The organism is Streptomyces sp. NPDC041713 (assembly GCF_055591085.1).
The window spans coordinates 392,662-409,460 of record NZ_JBVIZY010000003.1 but is presented as its reverse complement, the minus strand read 5'-3'; the positions used below and the strand labels follow the sequence as shown (position 1 = coordinate 409,460).

At 72.2% G+C, this 16,799-nt stretch carries 13 protein-coding genes; 6 read left to right on the top strand and 7 right to left on the bottom strand.

Going from position 1 to position 16,799, the window contains the following annotated elements; all coding sequences use genetic code 11:
• The first annotated feature begins 3 nt into the window (after positions 1 to 3).
• Together ACZ6CV_RS11465 and ACZ6CV_RS11460 are read left to right on the top strand one after the other, a co-directional pair.
• Positions 4 to 903 (top strand): hypothetical protein, encoded by a 900-nt coding sequence (locus ACZ6CV_RS11465; protein ID WP_469250618.1) that lies wholly within the window; start codon positions 4 to 6, stop codon positions 901 to 903.
• An 85-nt stretch (positions 904 to 988) separates the two neighbouring features.
• Complete coding sequence (locus ACZ6CV_RS11460; RefSeq protein ID WP_469250617.1) at positions 989 to 1,267, top strand: hypothetical protein; 279 nt, start codon at positions 989 to 991, stop codon at positions 1,265 to 1,267.
• A 76-nt stretch (positions 1,268 to 1,343) separates the two neighbouring features.
• Here ACZ6CV_RS11460 and metG read toward each other — a convergent pair whose 3' ends face one another.
• Together metG and ACZ6CV_RS11450 are read right to left on the bottom strand one after the other, a co-directional pair.
• Positions 1,344 to 2,972: a methionine--tRNA ligase gene (gene metG, locus ACZ6CV_RS11455; RefSeq protein WP_469250616.1), complete on the bottom strand. Its 1,629-nt coding sequence runs from the start codon at positions 2,970 to 2,972 to the stop codon at positions 1,344 to 1,346.
• Between the two features lie 109 nt (positions 2,973 to 3,081).
• On the bottom strand, positions 3,082 to 4,734 hold the full coding sequence (locus ACZ6CV_RS11450; protein WP_469250615.1) for a VWA domain-containing protein: 1,653 nt from the start codon (positions 4,732 to 4,734) through the stop codon (positions 3,082 to 3,084).
• Between the two features lie 287 nt (positions 4,735 to 5,021).
• Here ACZ6CV_RS11450 and ACZ6CV_RS11445 point away from each other — a divergent pair, with 287 nt between their 5' ends.
• Positions 5,022 to 7,121, top strand: coding sequence for a PhoX family protein (locus ACZ6CV_RS11445; RefSeq protein WP_469250614.1), 2,100 nt, complete (start codon positions 5,022 to 5,024; stop codon positions 7,119 to 7,121).
• 130 nt (positions 7,122 to 7,251) lie between these two features.
• Here ACZ6CV_RS11445 and ACZ6CV_RS11440 read toward each other — a convergent pair whose 3' ends face one another.
• Positions 7,252 to 8,502, bottom strand: coding sequence for a hypothetical protein (locus tag ACZ6CV_RS11440; protein WP_469250613.1), 1,251 nt, complete (start codon positions 8,500 to 8,502; stop codon positions 7,252 to 7,254).
• A gap of 187 nt (positions 8,503 to 8,689) precedes the next feature.
• Complete coding sequence (locus ACZ6CV_RS11435) at positions 8,690 to 9,676, bottom strand: LysR family transcriptional regulator (protein ID WP_469250612.1); 987 nt, start codon at positions 9,674 to 9,676, stop codon at positions 8,690 to 8,692.
• 221 nt (positions 9,677 to 9,897) lie between these two features.
• Between ACZ6CV_RS11435 and snpA the strand changes: the two genes are divergently transcribed.
• A complete protein-coding gene (gene snpA, locus ACZ6CV_RS11430) occupies positions 9,898 to 10,557 on the top strand; it encodes a snapalysin (RefSeq protein WP_469250611.1) in 660 nt (219 codons plus the stop codon).
• A gap of 466 nt (positions 10,558 to 11,023) precedes the next feature.
• On the opposite strand, the gene ACZ6CV_RS11425 is transcribed toward snpA, so the two are convergent.
• The 3 genes from ACZ6CV_RS11425 to ACZ6CV_RS11415 form a co-directional block, all read right to left on the bottom strand.
• Positions 11,024 to 13,030: an FUSC family protein gene (locus ACZ6CV_RS11425; RefSeq protein WP_469250610.1), complete on the bottom strand. Its 2,007-nt coding sequence runs from the start codon at positions 13,028 to 13,030 to the stop codon at positions 11,024 to 11,026.
• A gap of 117 nt (positions 13,031 to 13,147) precedes the next feature.
• Entirely contained in the window at positions 13,148 to 14,200 is a 1,053-nt protein-coding gene (locus ACZ6CV_RS11420; RefSeq protein WP_469250894.1) for an endonuclease/exonuclease/phosphatase family protein, read from the bottom strand.
• A gap of 668 nt (positions 14,201 to 14,868) precedes the next feature.
• Positions 14,869 to 15,777 (bottom strand): hypothetical protein, encoded by a 909-nt coding sequence (locus tag ACZ6CV_RS11415; protein ID WP_469250609.1) that lies wholly within the window; start codon positions 15,775 to 15,777, stop codon positions 14,869 to 14,871.
• 153 nt (positions 15,778 to 15,930) lie between these two features.
• Here ACZ6CV_RS11415 and ACZ6CV_RS11410 point away from each other — a divergent pair, with 153 nt between their 5' ends.
• Both ACZ6CV_RS11410 and ACZ6CV_RS11405 read left to right on the top strand, forming a co-directional pair.
• The gene (locus ACZ6CV_RS11410) at positions 15,931 to 16,314 is read left to right on the top strand and encodes an SH3 domain-containing protein (protein ID WP_469250608.1); all 384 of its coding nucleotides are present in this window, start codon (positions 15,931 to 15,933) and stop codon (positions 16,312 to 16,314) included.
• A gap of 75 nt (positions 16,315 to 16,389) precedes the next feature.
• The gene (locus ACZ6CV_RS11405; RefSeq protein WP_469250607.1) at positions 16,390 to 16,788 is read left to right on the top strand and encodes a hypothetical protein; all 399 of its coding nucleotides are present in this window, start codon (positions 16,390 to 16,392) and stop codon (positions 16,786 to 16,788) included.
• The last annotated feature ends 11 nt before the right edge of the window (positions 16,789 to 16,799 follow it).

Below are 16,799 nucleotides of genomic sequence, written 5' to 3'. Positions count from 1 at the left end.
CCCATGGTCAGCTCGTCACATGAGGCGATGCACCGGATCTTCCAGAAGGACACGGCCCTGCTGGTCCGCTCCCTCCAGCGTCTGCTGCACGTCCCCTTCCCGGAGCCCCGGGACATCATGACGCTCGACGTCGATCTCACGGAGATCGAACCCGTCGAGCGCCGCTGCGACACCCTGTTACGGGTGGACACCGACGACGGCAACTACCTGTTCGTCATCGAGTCGCAGGGCAAGAAGGATGAGGCGAAGCGCGGCAGTTGGCCGTACTACCTCTCGTACCTCTACGAGAAGTACCACTGCGAGCCCGTGCTGATCGTCGTGACGCAGAGCGCGGCGACGGCCCGTTGGGCCGCCAAGCCCATCCAGTTCGGGCTGCCGGGCTGGTCCTCGCTCACCGTTCGTCCCATGGTCCTGGGGCCGGACAACGTACCGGTGATCACGGACCGACATGAGGCCGAGAGGGACGTCCCCCTTGCGGTGTTTTCGGCGATTACTCATGGAAGAGGGCCGGGTGCCGCCGCCATACTGGGGGCACTGGCTGCGGCTCTGGAAACCATCGACCGCGAAGCGGCGGGAATGTTCGCACAGCTCACCCGGTCCGGTCTGGTGGACCCCCGGGCGAAGGAGATCTGGGAGGAACTGATGACGGCGACCAAGTACTTCTTCGACCACCCGTTCGCGGTGAAGGAGCGGGAGGAAGGCCGGGAAGAGGGGCGGGCCCAGGATCGTGCCGAGATGGTCCTGAAGATTCTCTCCTGGCGCGGCATCGACGTGCCTCCCGCCGTTCGCGCACAGGTCACCGCATGCACCGACCTGGACCAGCTGGCGGTCTGGGCGGAGCGGGCGGTTCACGCGGCTGGGGCGGACGATCTGTTCCACGACGGCGAGGGTCGCGAGGGCTGACCGCTCGCGGAAGGTCTCGGTGTCCGCGCCTGGAACATGGGGCGGGCGCCGGGACTTTCCCGCGAAGGGGATCTGGGAGGAATCGATGAGGACGATCAAGTACTTCTACGACCACCCGTTCGCGGTGAAGGAGCGGGAGGAGGGTCGGGCCGAAGGCCGGGAAGAGGGTCGTGAGGCAGGCCGGATCGAGGGGCGGGCTGAGACGGTCCTGAACATTCTCTCCTGGCGGGGCATCGACGTGCCTCCCGCCGTCCGCGCACGGGTCACCGCGTGCACGGACATGGACCAGCTCACGGTCTGGGCGGAGCGGGCCGTTCACGCGGCCGGGGCGGAGGAGTTGTTCGACGGCTGTGGCGAAGGCTGACCGGGTGTGAGAAGTCCCGGTGCCGCCACCTGAATCGGGGGTCGGCACCGGGACTTTCCGGATTCGTCGCGTACCGCTACGCCGCCGGCTTCTCCTCCAGGCGGGGGAAGAGCACCGCGCCCTTCGTGACCGTCGCGCCCGCGGGGAGCGTGCCCCACGTGGCTGCCGCCTGGACGTTCTGGTCCGCCAGCGCGCCCAGCGACGGCTCCGCGCCGAGGGACTCCCACAGCTTCTGGGACGTCTCCGGCATGATCGGGTTCAGCAGGACCGCCACCGCGCGCAGCGACTCCGCCGCCGTGTACAGGATCGTCGCCAGGCGGGCCTTGCCCTCCGGGGAGTCGTCCTTGGCCACCTTCCACGGCTCCTGCTCCGTGATGTAGCCGTTGACCTGCTTCACGAAGTCGAAGATCGCCAGGATGCCGCCCTGGAAGTCCAGCTCCTCGCCGATCTTCCGGTCGGCCTCGGTGACCGCCTTCGTCAGGCCGTCCTGGACCGCCCGCTCCGCGTCGCCGGACGCCGTCGCCTCGGGCAGCGCGCCGCCGAAGTACTTGCCGACCATGGCCGCGAGCCGCGAGGCGAGGTTGCCGTAGTCGTTCGCCAGCTCGCTCGTGTAGCGGGCGGTGAAGTCCTCCCACGAGAACGAGCCGTCGCTGCCGAACGCGATCGCCCGCAGGAAATACCAGCGGTACGCGTCCACGCCGAAGTGCGACGTCAGGTCCTGCGGCTTGATGCCCGTCAGGTTCGACTTCGACATCTTCTCGCCGCCGACCATCAGCCAGCCGTTCGCGGCCACGCGACCCGGCACCGGCAGGCCCTGCGCCAGCAGCATCGCCGGCCAGATCACCGCGTGGAAGCGGAGGATGTCCTTGCCGACGAGGTGCACGTTCGCGGGGAAGGTCGAGGTGAACTTCTCCTCGTTCGCGCCGTAGCCCACCGCCGTCGCGTAGTTCAGGAGCGCGTCGACCCACACGTAGATCACGTGCTTGTCGTCCCAGGGGACCTTCACGCCCCAGTCGAACGTCGACCGGGAGATGGACAGGTCCTGCAGGCCCTGCTTGACGAAGTTCACGACCTCGTTGCGCGCCGACTCCGGCTGGATGAAGCCCGGGTTCGCCTCGTACAGGGCGAGGAGCTTGTCGCCGTACTCGCTCAGCTTGAAGAAGTAGTTCTCCTCCTTGAGGAGTTCCACCGGCTTCTTGTGGATCGGGCAGAGCTTCTGTCCGGAGAACTCGCCCTCGCCGTCGATCAGGTCGCCGGGGAGCTTGTACTCCTCGCAGCCCACGCAGTACGGGCCCTCGTAGCCGCCCTTGTAGATCTCGCCCTTGTCGTAGAGATCCTGGACGAACTCCTGCACGCGGTCGGTGTGACGCTTCTCCGTCGTACGGATGAAGTCGTCGTTCGCGATGTTCAGGTGCTCCCAGAGGGGCTTCCAGGCCTCGGTGACGAGCTTGTCGCACCACTCCTGGGGGGTGACGTCGTTCGCCTCGGCCGTGCGCATGATCTTCTGACCGTGCTCGTCCGTGCCGGTGAGGTACCACACCTTCTCGCCGCGCTGACGGTGCCAGCGCGTGAGCACGTCCCCTGCAACGGTCGTGTAGGCGTGGCCCAGGTGAGGAGCGTCGTTTACGTAGTAGATGGGGGTCGAGACGTAGAACGCCTTCGCGTTCTCGTCCGCTCCCTGCTTCTCGGATCCAGTGGCCGCCATGGTCGAAATCCTAACGGCCTGACGAAGATCGATTCACATCGATATCGAGGGGCGGACCCGGGGGTTCCGGTCTCTTCGGGCCCCGGGTCCTGCGTATGACTCGGGTTCGTTACGGGCGCCAGGTCGCCAGGAGGCCCTCGTAGAGCTCCTTGTCCGTGAGCTCGCGCGGGGACGGGCCCGCGTGGAAGAAGCCCGCGTTCTCCGCCTTCAGCCTGCGGAGGTAGTCGAACGCCTTCGCGTCGTGCTCGCCGAACGCGACGAACTGGAAGAAGAGGGGGTGCGCGGCGGCGTCCTGCAGGGCCTGGGTCGCCGGGCCCCTCGCGTCGGGGGCGCCGTCCGTCTGGAAGATCACCAGGGCGGGCTCGCCGGCGTGGTCCGACTTCTCGTAGTGGGCCACGACCTCTTCGATCGCGCGGTGGTAGCTGGTGCGGCCGAGGCGGCCGGCGGCGGCGTGCATCTCGTCGATGCGGCCCTCGTGGTCGGGGAGCGTGAGGGTGCCGGTGGCGTCGATGTCCGTCGAGAAGAAGACGACGTGGACGGTGGGGGTGGGCTCGGGGGAGAGGTGGGCGGCCAGGGCGAGGGTCTGGTCGCCCAGGGCCTGGGCGGAGCCGTCCTTGTAGTACGGGCGCATGGACCCCGAGCGGTCCAGGACGAGGTAGACGGGGGCGCGGGTGCCGGTGAGGTCGTTCTTTTTGAGGGCGGCGGTTGCTGCGCGGTACGCGGGGGCTAGCCCTGGGGCGGTGGACTTCAGGCGGGCGGGGGTGAGGGTGGGCCCGGCCTTGACCTTCGGCTCGGGGTTGCCCGCAGGGGTGACCTCAGCCTTCGGCTCGGCGTCCGCCTTCGGCTCGGGGGTGGCCTCAGCGGTGCCCTCAGCCTTCGGCTCGGGGTTGTCCGTCGGGGTGCCCTTAGCCTTCGGCTCGGCGTCGGCCTCCTTGGCGCCCTCGTTGTCCTTGCCCGGCACCGGGGGCTGTGCCCACCCGTCCCGCCCTGCGGGACGTTTGCCCACAGCGGGGAGCTCCGGCTCCGGCTCGTCGGTCGGCTGCGGTTCCTTCGCGTCGCCCTTCGCCCTAGGAGTGGCTGTGTCGGCCTCGGTCGCGGCGGGGGCCTCCGGAGCGGGAGGGTCAGCTTGCGGCGCGGTCGCGGCGGGGGCCTCCGGAGCGGGAGGGTCAGCCTTCGGCGTGGTCGCGGCGGGGGCCTCGGGAGCGGGAGCGTCAGCCTTCGACTGCGGTTTCTTCGCGTCGGCCTTCGACTTAGAAGTGGCAGTGGCGGCCTTGTCCTCGGCGGGGGCAGGGGCTGGGACATCGGCCTGCGGGGACGCGTCGTCCTTGTCCTCCGCGGGAGCGGGAACGTCCGCCTTCGGCGCTGCGTCGGGAGCGGGGTTCGGCTTCGGCTCCGCGTCAGGAGCGGCGTCCGCCTTCGGCGCTGCGTCAGGAGCCGTGTCCGCCGTCGGCTGGGGCGGTACCGATACGTTGTCGAAGGCCGCTGCCACCAGGTCGTCCACCGTGGACGGGGACGGTTCCTGGCTCGGGGACGGGACCGAGGCCTTGCGGGGCGGGTCCGGGGTCGGCTCCGAGGACGGGGACGGCAGCGTCACCGCCTCCGGCGACCGGCCCTCCGGCGAGGAAGACGCCGGCGACGCCGGCGTCACCTCCGGTTCGGGCGCAGCCGCATACGACTCCGCACGGTCGGGCTCCCGAGCCTCCGGAACGCTCTCCTTGCGTGACCGTCCGAACGCGTTCCGCAGGCGGTTCAGAATGCCCATGTGCGCAACCCTTCGCGTGAGTTGATTCCCGATAATCCCTGGCCAGGGCGGACACGTAAGGTTAGCCGCCGCTGTCGGCGATCTTGGGCAGGGTCGGCCTCCGTCACCCACCCGTGCCGCGCGCCCCGCACACCGGGCCCGTAACTGGCTTCCCACCGGCACCAATTCACCATTCACCCGCCGTTCACCCGCACGCCGTCGCCCCGCCGGAACCCGCGCCTAGCCTCACGGCGGAATCAAGCCAGAGCAAGACTTCTGCCCCGGCACGCCACCACGACGGAGGAACCGTGCGCACACTGCTGCCGATCATCAGCTCGCATCAGGGGAGCGGCGGCCGTTCCGCTCTGACCTGCCGGTTCCGGTGCGGTGACGCGTGCTTCGGCGAGGTGCCCAACACCAGTGACAACGCGTACGTCGGCGACGTCATCGCCGGTGCCCTCAGCCGCCGTTCGATGATGCGCGCCGCCGCCGTCGTGACGGTCGCCGCCGCGGCGGGGGGTGCCGTCGTCGCCGGTCCCGGCGCCCCGGAGGCCGTCGCCGCCACACCTGAAGGAGCGGAGCGGCACGGTGGCGGCCACGGCAAGGGAGCGCGCGGACTGCGGTTCGCGCCCGTCGCCCCCAACACCGCCGACACCGTCACCGTCCCCGCCGGGTACCGGCAGAACGTCGTCATCCGCTGGGGCGAGCCCATCCTGCGCGGCGCCCCCACCTTCGACGCCGACCGGCAGAGCGCCAAGGCGCAGGCCGGGCAGTTCGGTTACAACAATGACTTTCTGAGTCTGCTGCCGCTGCGGCGCGAGCACGGGCGGCAGCTCCTCGTCGCCAACCACGAGTACACCGACGAGGTGCTGATGTTCCGGGGGTACGACCCCGAGAACCCCACCCGCGAGCAGGTCGAGACCGCCTGGGCCGCGCACGGGCTCTCCGTCGTCGTGGTCGAGGGCGGCCGGCGCGACGGCGCGCTGCGTGCCGTGCCCCGGCACCACCTCAACCGGCGCCTCACCGCCACCAGCCGGTTCCGCCTCACCGGCCCCGCCGCGGGCGGCGCCCTCGTCCGTACGCAGGCCGACCCGCGCGGCACCACCGTCCTCGGCACCCTCAACAACTGCTCGGGCGGCACCACCCCGTGGGGCACCACGCTGCACGGCGAGGAGAACTTCAACCAGTACTTCGCCAACGCCGCGAAGGTCACCGACCCGACGACCGCCGCCCGTCTCAAGCGCTACGGCGTCACCGGCGAGGCCTCCGAGCGGAAGTGGGAGCGGTTCGACCGCCGCTTCGACCTCGCCCAGGAGCCGAACGAAGCCAACCGGTTCGGCTGGGTCGTCGAACTCGACCCGTACGACCCGGAGTCCACGCCGCGCAAGCGCACCGCGCTCGGCCGCTTCAAGCACGAGGCCGCGCAGCCGCGGCTGACCCGCGACGGCCGGCCGGTGGTCTACATGGGCGACGACGAGAAGTTCGACTACTTCTACAAGTTCGTCGGCAGCAAGCGGATGGCCAAGGGGTCGTCGCGCGCCGCGCACGAGCACAACCTCACGCTCCTCGACGAGGGCACGCTGTACGTCGCGAAGCTGACCGGCGACTCCCCGGCCGGTGAGATCGACGGCAAGGGGACGCTCCCGGCGGACGGCGAGTTCGACGGGGGCGGGACGTGGATACCGCTCGCCACGGCGGGGCCCGGCGGGCATGCCGTCAGCCATGTCGAGGGCATGAGCGCCGAGGAGGTGTACGTCTTCACGCGGCTCGCCGGCGACAAGGTCGGCGCCACGAAGATGGACCGGCCCGAGGACATCGAGCCGTCGCCGCACACCGGCAAGGTGTACGTCGCCCTGACGAACAACTCCGACCGGGGCAAGGCGGGCAAGGCCGGCGCCGACGAGGCCAATCCGCGCGACCTCAACAAGCACGGGCAGATCCTGGAGCTGACCGAGCGGGGCAACCGCGCGGAGGCGACCACGTTCGGGTGGTCGCTGTTCCTCGTCGCCGGTGACCCGGAGGACCCGGCCACGTACTTCGCGGGCTTCCCCAAGGAGCGGGTCTCGCCGATCTCCTGCCCGGACAACGTCGCCTTCGACCCGCACGGCAACCTGTGGATCTCCACGGACGGCAACCAACTCGGGTCGCACGACGGCCTGTTCGGGGTCGCCACGCGCGGTGAGCGGCGCGGCGAGCTCAAGCAGTTCCTGACCATGCCGACCGGCGCGGAGACCTGCGGTCCGCTCGTCCAGGAGCGGCGGGTGCTCGTCTCCGTGCAGCACCCGGGCGAGGTCGACGGGGCGTCGGTGGAGAAGCCGGCGAGCGCCTGGCCGGACGGCCCCGGCCGGATCGTCCGCCCGTCGGTCGTCTCGGTGTGGCGCGAGGACGGCCGCGACATCGGCGTCTGACAAGGCGGCGCGAGAAGGGGCGCCCCGCGGTCGCGGGGCGCCCCTTCTCGCGTACGGGGGATCGGGGGCCCCGCGGTCGCGGGGCGCCCCTTCTCGCGTACGGGGGATCGGGGGATACGGGGAACGCGGCTCAGCCGTCCTGGTGGTTCCGGCGGTACAGCGCGAAGCCGAGGCCCGCCGCGCCGATCGCCGCCATGCCGCCGCCCGCCGCGATCAGCGGCGCGTCCTCGGACGTCGACTCGACGCCGTCGGCGCCGGCCTTGACGCCGCCCTTCGGGACGACGTGGTCCGAGTCGTTGCGCGGCTGGGGCTTGGCGTGACCGTTGCCGTTGCCGTTGGTGTGGGTGCCGTTGTTGTTGTCGTGGTGGTGGCCGTTGCCGTGGGTCTTGCCCTCGACCCAGCCCTTCATGGTGCCGTCGGGGTTGAGGACGAAGTGGGCGCCGTTGTGCTGCCCGTACGCCGGCTTGTCGCCCGACTGCTTGAGGGTGTCCCAGACGGACTTCTTGCCGGTGTCGGGCGCCTTGGCGATCATGTCGGCCTCGTAGCCCGTGCTGACCTTGTAGACCTTGGCGTCGAAGCCGGAGCCGCCGAGGTCGCGGTACTCGCGGACGAAGACGCGCTGGTGGACCGGCTTCGGCTTCGGCGGGGCCGGCTTGGCCTTCATGGTGATGGTGCCGCCCGGGGTCAGCGTGAAGGTGTTGCCGTCGATGGTGGTGGTCGCGGACTTCTCGTACGCGGTGAGGGAGCCCTTGGCCGTGCCGTTCAGGGATATGGCGGCCTTGGCGGTACGGGCGGAGACGTTGACGTCGACCTTCGCGGTCCAGCCCTTGCCGAGGTCGGTGGTCCCCTTGGAGACCCAGCCACCGGGGACGGGCTTGTCCTTGTCCTTGTCCACGATCTTGGCCGTGACCGTGCCGTCGGGGGAGAGGGTGAAGGTGCTGCCGTCGATGGTGGTGGACGCGGACTTCTCGTAGGCCGTGAGGGAGCCCTTGGCGGCGCCGTCCTTGGTGAGCGTCGCCTTGGCGGTACGGGCGGACGCGTTGACGTCGACCTTGGCGGTCCAGCCCTTGCCGAGGTTCGTGGTGCCCTTGGACTCCCAGCCGCCGGGGACGGGCTTGTCCTTGTCCGCGTCCTTGTCCTTGTCCGTCTCGTCCTTCTTGTTCTGGTCCGGGTTGGTCGTGTCCTGGCCCTGATCCTGACCCTGGTCACGGCCCTGGTCCTGACCCCGGTCGCTCTGGTCGCTCTGGTCGTCACGGGCCACCTGGCCCTGCGGCGTCGACGGGGTGTCCGCGGCGAACGCCGCCGTGGTCGGGACGGCGAGCGCGGCGATGGCTCCGGTGGCGATGGCGGCGGTACGGAAGGTACGGCGGGTGGCGCGCATGGTGGTGACTTCCCTCGTGGCTGCGGATCGAGCTGTCCGTTTTTGTGCCCCTTTGCGGTGGCGACAGACATGAAGGTACGGCCGCGATGTGTGCGTCATCCGTCGGAAACGTAACAAGTGGCCGCAGGGCGCGACCCAGTACCGTAAAACGGCCAAAAGCGCAGGTCAGAGGGGGTGTGGCCGAAGGTCACCGGCTGGCCGGGACCAACGTCCCGCCGGCGCTCCCCCCGGCGCTCCCCCGGGGCCCGCCGCCCCGCGCCAGCCATTCCGTGTAGGCGGGCGCCTGCCGTGCCGCCTCCCAGTAGGCGGCCTCCAGCTCGCCGTAGACCGCGTCGAGCTCCTCCTCGGTGCGGGCCGCGAGGACGAGACGTACGCCGAGAGGGTCGCCGTACAACGGGCGTACGGCCATGTCGGTCCTGCCGCGTGAGGTGGGCTGGCAGAGGGCGACGACCTCGCCGGTGGCGACGAGGGACGCGGCGGTGAGGTAATCGCCGTGCAGCACAGGGGGGTTGAGGCCGGCCGCGGTGAGGACGCGGCGCAGGCCGTCCCATTCGCCGTCGACCGTGGGGTCCACCATCCAGCGGTCGTTCGCCAGCTCGGAGAGGCGTACGACGGGGTGGTCCGCCGCGGGATGGTCCGCGGCGAGGGAGACGAACTGCGGCTCCCGGTCGAGCAGGACGCGTCTTCGGAGCGCTTCGGGCATGCGCAGCGGACAGCCCTCCACCTCGTGCACGAAGGCGATGTCGAGGTGGCCGGTCGCCACCATGTGCAGCAGGGCGTTGCCGGACACGTCCATCTGGAGCGACATCTCGGTGCCCGGCAGGCGGGCGCGCAGCCTGCGCAGCCAGCCCGGTATGGCCCGGCTCGCGGTGGACCCTATGCGCAGCTGCGGCCCCTCGGCGGAGCGGGCGGCGGCCGCCTTCGTCTCGGCGACGAGCGCGCGCATCTCCGTCACCAGGGGGCGGGCGCGGCTGAGCACGACCCGGCCGAGCTGGGTGGGCCGGCAGCCCGTGCGCTCCCGCGAGAAGAGCTGCCCGCCGAGCGCGTGCTCGATGCGCCGCAGCTGGGTCGTCAGCGACGGCTGGCTCATGCCGAGCTGACGCGCGGCCTTGTGCAGACTGCCGGTGTCGGCGATGGCGCACAACGCGCGGAGGTGCCTGACCTCGAGCTCCATGGCGCCTGAGCGTAGAGGCGGTACGGCCGCCGCACCAGACGCTCAAACCCCATGAGAACCGGCCGTTCTGGGCAGGCCTGGACCTGGTGATAGCCCGGAGCTATCGCGAGTTGCCATCATTCCCACGCGCCCCACGCTCCCCGACACTCACCGGTACCGAACCGTTCACCTTTCATCGACCGCCCCACGCGGTCGTGGAACGAGTAGGGAGCCCCCCACACATGAACAAGCGTTACCTGTCTGTCGCGGCCGTCCTCGGTCTCACCGTCGCCGGTCTCGGCGCGACCTCGGCCTCGGCCACCACCGCGGCGCACGACTCCGCGGGCGCCACCCCGTCGTACGCCCGGTACCAGGGCTCGGCGGCGGAGGCCAAGGCCAACAAGGCGTTCTTCGAGGCCGTCGTGAAGGCGGTCGCCGAGAAGCGCGCGGCCCACCCCGGCGCGAAGTCCGTGACCGTCACCTACGACGCGTCCGGTGCCCCCACCTTCGCCCAGCAGATAGCCAGCTCCGCGTCCATCTGGAACGGCGCGGTCTCCAACGTCAAGCTGCAGGCGGGCAGTTCCGGCGCGAGCTTCTCGTACCGCGAGGGCAACGACCCGCGCGGCTCGTACGCGAGCACGGACGGCCACGGCAACGGGTACGTCTTCCTGGACTACGCGCAGAACCAGGAGTACGACTCCACGCGCGTCACCGCGCACGAGACGGGGCACGTGCTCGGGCTTCCGGACACGTACGACGGGCCGTGCAGCCAGCTGATGTCGGGTGGCGGTCCCGGCCCGTCCTGCACGAACTCGCAGCCGGACGCGACGGAGCGGGCGCAGGTCGAGCAGCTCTGGGCGAATGGGCTGGCGAAGGCGCTGCACAAGGTCAACGGGCGCTGAGCGCGGGGCTGTAACGGGTTTTTCGGTTGTCGGGGAGCTGCGGGCCGGTTGTGGTTGGTCGCGCAGTTCCCCGCGCCCCTTTGGCCACCCTGCGGTGACGCCATCGCTTCGGGCGGCGGTCGCTGCTTGGCGTAGGGGCCTCGGATGTCGTGCTTGTCGGGGAGCTGCGGGCCGGTTGTGGCTGGTCGCGCAGTTCCCCGCGCCCCTTTCTACCCACCCTGCGGTGACGCCATCGCTTCGCGCGGTGGTCGCTGCTTGGTGCAGGGGCCTCGGATGTCGTGCTTGTCGGGGAGCTGCGGGCCGGCTTGGGCTGGTCGTGCAGTTCCCCGCGCCCCTTTCTACCCACCCTGCGGTGACGCCATCGCTTCGCGCGGCGGTCGCTGCTTGGCGCGGGGGCCTCGGGATGTCGTGCTTGTCGGGGAGCCGCGGGCCGGCTTGGGCTGGTCGCGCGGTTCCCCGCGCCCCTTTAGTCACCCTGCGGTGACGCCACCGCTCGGGCCGCCGCCACCTCTTGGCGCAGGGGTTCCAGGACGCTCTCCTGGGGGACCGCCGTGAAGTCCACGTCGCCCTTCTCCAGGATCACCGACGCCCGGAGGCGGCCCGCCAACGCCCTCAGTTCGCGGGCCACTTCGGCCACCTCGGCCGGGGCGGGGGGCTGTGTGCCGTGCCGGATGCGGACCCTTGCCGCGGTCGTGGCATCCAGGATGCGTTCGACGGCGACGACCAGCGGCCACCAGGCGGCCGCGCGCGCCCCGGTCGGCGGCGGTTCGGTCAGGGCGCGCTGGAACTCGGAGCGGATCACCGACAGGTCCCGGTAGAGGCCGCGGCGCATCCTCGCGCGGGCGGCCGGATCGCCGTCCGCGCCGAACGCGCATTCCACGTACCGCGCGGTGTCCGCCACCGCGTCCGCGAGCCGGTCGCCGATCCGGGTCCCCCAGCTCTCCGGCCAGAGCAGATAGCCCGCGACGAGCGCGATGCCGCAGCCGATCAGGCTGTCCACCAGGCGCGGCAGGACCAGGCCGACGCCCTGGTTGTTGAGGATGTCGGAGAGCAGCAGGATCACCGGGGTGATCGCCGCCGTCTGGTAGCCGTAGCCGCGCACGGTGAACGCCGGGATGAGCGGCGCGAGCAGCATCATCACCGGCACGTCCCACCAGCCGTGCGGCACCTCGACGAGCACGGCGGCGGCGACGAGCAGGCCCGCGGCCGTGCCGAGCGCGCGCAGCACCGCGCGGGAGAAGACCGAGCCGAAGTCGGGCTTGAGGACGAAGGTGACGGTGAGCGCCACCCAGTACGACCTGGGCACGTCGATCAGCGAGACGAGGGCCTGCGCGATGCCGATGCAGAGCGCGAGGCGCAGGCCGTAGCGCCAGGAGGTGCCGGACAGGATGACGTTGCGGGCGGCGCGGCGGGCGCGGACGCGCAGGGCGGCGGGGCGGCCGAGGCGGTCCTCCGCCTCGATGACGCCGAGCGGGTCGGGGTCGTCCAGGGTCTCCGCCGCGTGCCGGACGGCGTGGTCGAGGGCGCGGGCGGTGTGGTCGCCGGGCTCGGGGAGCGCGGCGGTCGCGCGGGTGCCGGGGCGTTCCCCGTCGGCGTGCGCGTGGCCGCCCCGCTCGACGGCCGACGCCAGCGCGCGGACCGCGTCCGGCACCTCGGCGGGCAGCGTGACGCAGGCGTGCCGGGCGGCCTGGTCGGCGGCGGGGGCGGCCTCGATCACCGGGGTGAGGGCGTTCAACTGGCCGACGAGTCGGACCAGTTCGGGGCTGCGTCCGTGGTCGCGGGTGCGCCGGGCGAGGACCAGGTCGTAGCTCTGGTTGAGGGCGGCGGTGACGGCGGTGCGGGCCTCGCCGTACGCGTCCGTGCCCGCCGCGTCGAGCAGCGCGGCCACCGAGCGGTAGGAGGCGGCGACGGAGGCGCGTTCGGGGACGCCGGAGCGCAGCGGCCAGGCGAGCAGGGCGAGCGCCAGGACGAGGAGCCCGCCGCCGGTCATCAGGAGCGGGGCGAGCCACCACCGCCCCGGCATGGGAAGACCGGCGCCGACCACGGAGTTGAGCAGCAGGAGCAGCCCCGACACGGAGGCGACGGCGCCGATCGTCGACATCATCCCGGAGACGAGGGCGACGAGGGTGACCGCGCCGACCGCCACCCAGCCGTGGCCGAAGACGAGCGTGCCGAGGGTGACGCCGAGCGCGCCGAAGAGCTGCGGCACGGCGATGTTGAAGATCCGCATCCGGTAGGCGTCGGCGGTGTCGCCGATGACGCCGGAGAGCGCGCCCATGGAGGCGAGCGCGCCGTACGAGGGTTTGCCCGCGAGGATGCCGACGGCGAGCGGCAGCGCCATCGCGACGGAGGCGCGGGCCACGGCGGCCCAGGGGACGGGCGCGGACTGCGGCTTGAGGGACCTGACCAGCCAGTCGGGTGGGGCGAGCGGGCTCAGTGAGACCGGACGGGACGGACGGGACTCTCGGGGCATGCGCCCATTATCGGCGCTTCACGGGCCGCGCCCCGGCCGGCGGATCAACGCGCTGTTTCGTCTTTGTGCAGATCAGGTGGGGCGGGTCGGTTCGTGCTCCTGGGGTCCTCGCGTGGGTCAGTGTGGCGGCTCGTGGAGGATCAGGGTGATGGCGAGGGCCCGGTGGTCGGTGTGGCCGATCTCCAGGAAGCGCGCGTCGCGGGCCGCGAAGTCCGGGGTGGCCAGGACGTGGTCGATCTGCGCGCCGAGCGGCGCGGGCGCGGCGGCGGGCCAGCTCGGGGCGCGCGGGGTCCCGGCGAGCCGGGCGGTGTCGCGCACTCCGGCGTCCAGGACGGCGCGGAAGGCGGCGTGGTCCTGGGTGGCGTTGAAGTCCCCGGCGATGATGGTGGACCGGCCGTTCCCGGCGGCGGCGTACTCCCGCAGCTTGCCGAGCTCGGAGCGCCACAGGCCGACCTGGCGGGGCATGGGCGGCATGGGGTGCGCGAGCTGGATGCGTACGGGATGCCCCTGGACGTCGGCGACGGCGCCGGGCATGCCGAGGGTGGCGTCGACGCCGTCCGCGCTCTTCAGGGGGACCTTGGCGAGGATGACCGAGCCCTCCGCGGCGTCCGCGGCGTCCGCGGCGTCGGCGTCGACGGCCGCGCGGTAGGGGTAGTCGGCGCGTGGCAGCTCCGTGCGGAGCAGGGTGGCGCAGGCGTGGTCGCACTCCTCGACGAACAGGAGGTCGGGACGCTCCTTGCGGACGGCCCCGATCAACCCCTGGGTCCCGTTGCCGAATTCGACGTTCGACGTCAGGACGCGCAGTTCGGCGACGGCGTCGCCGCGGGGTGCGTCGGTGTTGCCGTAGGGCTGCATGTACCAGGCGAGGAGGCCGAGTACGACGACGCCCCACAGCATCCCGAGCCGCCACCGGCCGAGCACGGCCATGAGCAGCCCTGCGCCGGCCGGCACGAGCAGCCAGGGCAGGAAGGCGAGCACCTGCGGCACGGGCGTGAACCCGTCGGAGTCGGCGATCCGGAAGCCGAGGACGGCGCTGACCCCGGCCAGCAGCAGCCCGCCGCCCCACGCGGCGGCCCGCCCCGGCCGGCGCGGCGCCTCCTCGACGGTGTCCTCGTCGCCTACGGGCGCGGGGGCGAAGGCGGCACCGCCTGCGCCGTCCGCGCGTTTCACGCTGTCCAAGGGGAGGAGCCTCTCGTCGCCACCAGGGGTTCACCACGGCCCGCACCGCGCGGTGCTCGCTGCCGCCAGCATCCTCCCCCAGAGACGGGTCGGGGCCGGTGAGGGTTGAGTGCGCCGGGTCGGGGTGGGGCGGGTCGGGGCGGCGTGCGCATCTGCCTGGGGCCGGGCTGGGCCGGCCTAGAGCGGGGGGTGCACCTGGCCAGGGTGGGGTCGGGCCGGACCTGTCCGGGACGGGTGTGCGTTCTGCGCGGGGCCGGGCTAGGCCGGCCCGGAGCGGCGTGTGCACCTGGCCAGGGCTGGGTCGGACCTGACCGATCCGGGACGGGCGTGCGTATCTGCCCGGGACCGGGCTGGACCGGCCCGGGACGGGCGGGCGCATCTGCCCCGGGGCCGGGCCGGCCCGGAACGGCGCGCGCTCCTGCCCGGGGGCGGGCTGGGCCCAGCCACCCCCTAGACAAGCGCGCTCGTCCGCCCCGGCTCGGGCGTCGGGGTCCGGCCGCCGCGGCGCAGGGCTGGACCGACCCAGAGCGGGACGGGCGTGCGCATCTGCGCGGGGTCGGGCTGGGCCGGCTAGAGCGGCGGGCGCATCTGCCCGGGGACCGGGCCGGCCCGGAACGGCGCGCGCTCCTGCCCGAGGCCGCGCCGGGCTCAGCCACCCCCTAGACGAGCGCGCCCGTTCGCCCCGGCTCGGGCGTCGTCGGGGTTCGGCCGTCGCCGTGCCGGGTGGACAGCCACAAGCCGAGTGCCACGGCCCCGCATACCCCGACGATCACCCACGACGTCACCCGCAGCGTCTCCGTCAGCGCGTCGTAGACCGCGCCCGCCGCGTCCCGGGAGATGCCGGACGGCAGGTCGTCCAGGGTGAAGGAGCGGCCGACCGCGATCGCCGACAGCAGGGCGAGCGCGCCGAGGGCCATGCCGAGCGCCGTGGCGACGACGGCCCTGCGGCGCCGGCCGGCGAGCAGGCATCCCGCGACGGCCAGCAGGGCCGCCGCCACCGCCGGCCAGACCCCCGCCACCTGCAGCGCGTGGAAGCTGCGCCAGAGCCACCCGAAGTCGTCGGACTGCAGGACCGCGACCTCGGTGTGCCGCACCGGGATCTTCGACGCGAACGGCACGCCGTCGTCCTTCAGTTGGTTCTTGATCTGCTGGGTGATGGGGGCCAGGTCGATGGTGACCTCGCCGTTCGAGTCGTCGTTGAGGGCGGACTGCACGGCGTCGTGCGCCGCGCGGTTCGCCGCGTTCCAGGCCGTCTTGTACGCCGCCGTCTCGGTGAACGACCGCACCGCGTCCCGTACGAACGACTCGACGGTGCCCTGCAGCGGGCCCACGTCGATCTCCTTCATCACCGAGCCGGTGACCGCGTCCGCGACCGCGGAGCGCACCGCGGGGTCGGAGGCGAGCGGTGCCATCGTGGCGACGTAACTGTCCCGGTCCCCGATCTCGTACGTCGCCCAGACGGAGAGCGTGCCGAGGGGGACGAGCAGGCAGGCGAGGGTGAGCAGGACGGCGGACAGGGCGGAGCGGGCGCGGGGCGTTCGCGGGTCACGGCGGACGGTTTTCGGCACGCAACCAAGGCAAGGGCCCGCCCGCGGGGCACGCGACCGGGGCGACTGCATATGGGGCAACGACGTCAGCCGCGCGGGCCCCGCACGGCTCCGGTGGAGGGCTCGGCCGAACGGGTGTTTCCTGGATGAGATGAGGGGGCGAGGAGGTCGATCATGAGAATCGCTCTGAGCCTGGGGGCGGTGGCCGCCGCCACGCTGCTGGCCGCGGGCACCGCAGGCACCGCGGCCGCCGCGAGCACGGGCGTCCCCGCGCACCACGACGACGGGCCCATCTGGGGAACCGTGGTCTCCGGCCCGGACCTGAAGGTCAGGGACGAGCCGAGCACCCACGGCACGATCCTCGCGAAGATGCCGTACGGCAGTGAGGACCGGGTCAAATGCGCCGTCCGTGGCACCACCGTGCACGGCAACCCGCACTGGTACTGGCTGGAGGGCGAGCGCGGCTGGGTGAGCGCCGCCTACATCGACACGGGCGGCCGCCACGTGCCGAACTGCAACGCCACCCACGATCCGTGCCCGCAGTGGCGCGACCGCTGACCCGCGCGACTGCTCACACCCGCGACCGCTGACCCGTACGAGTGACGTACCGCTTCCCCCACGGAAGGAACCGTCATGGCACACGCCGCACCCACGTACACCGCCCACACCCCCCGCGCCGGAACCGGCGCGACCACGGGGCTGTGGGCCGGGCTCCCGCTGCTCCTGGGCATCGTCTACGGCTTCTGGACCTCCGGCATCCGCCGCGTCGGCGAGCCGATCACCACCGGCAACGTCCTGTTCGGCGTGGTGACGGGGCTGCTCTTCGCGGCCGTCTTCTTCGCCCTGCACCGGTTCGCGCCCGCGCTCCCGCGCGAACTGCGCGCCCTGTCCTGGACGGCGTTCGCGGGGATCGCGTTCGGCTTCCTCTACAGCCAGACCGACGCCAGCGTGCTGCGGTCGGTGGCGATGTCGCTGGCGGTGTCGGCGCTGGTCTTCGTGGCGGTCTTCTACCGGTACTACACGCGGGAGTGAGCACCCGGCCC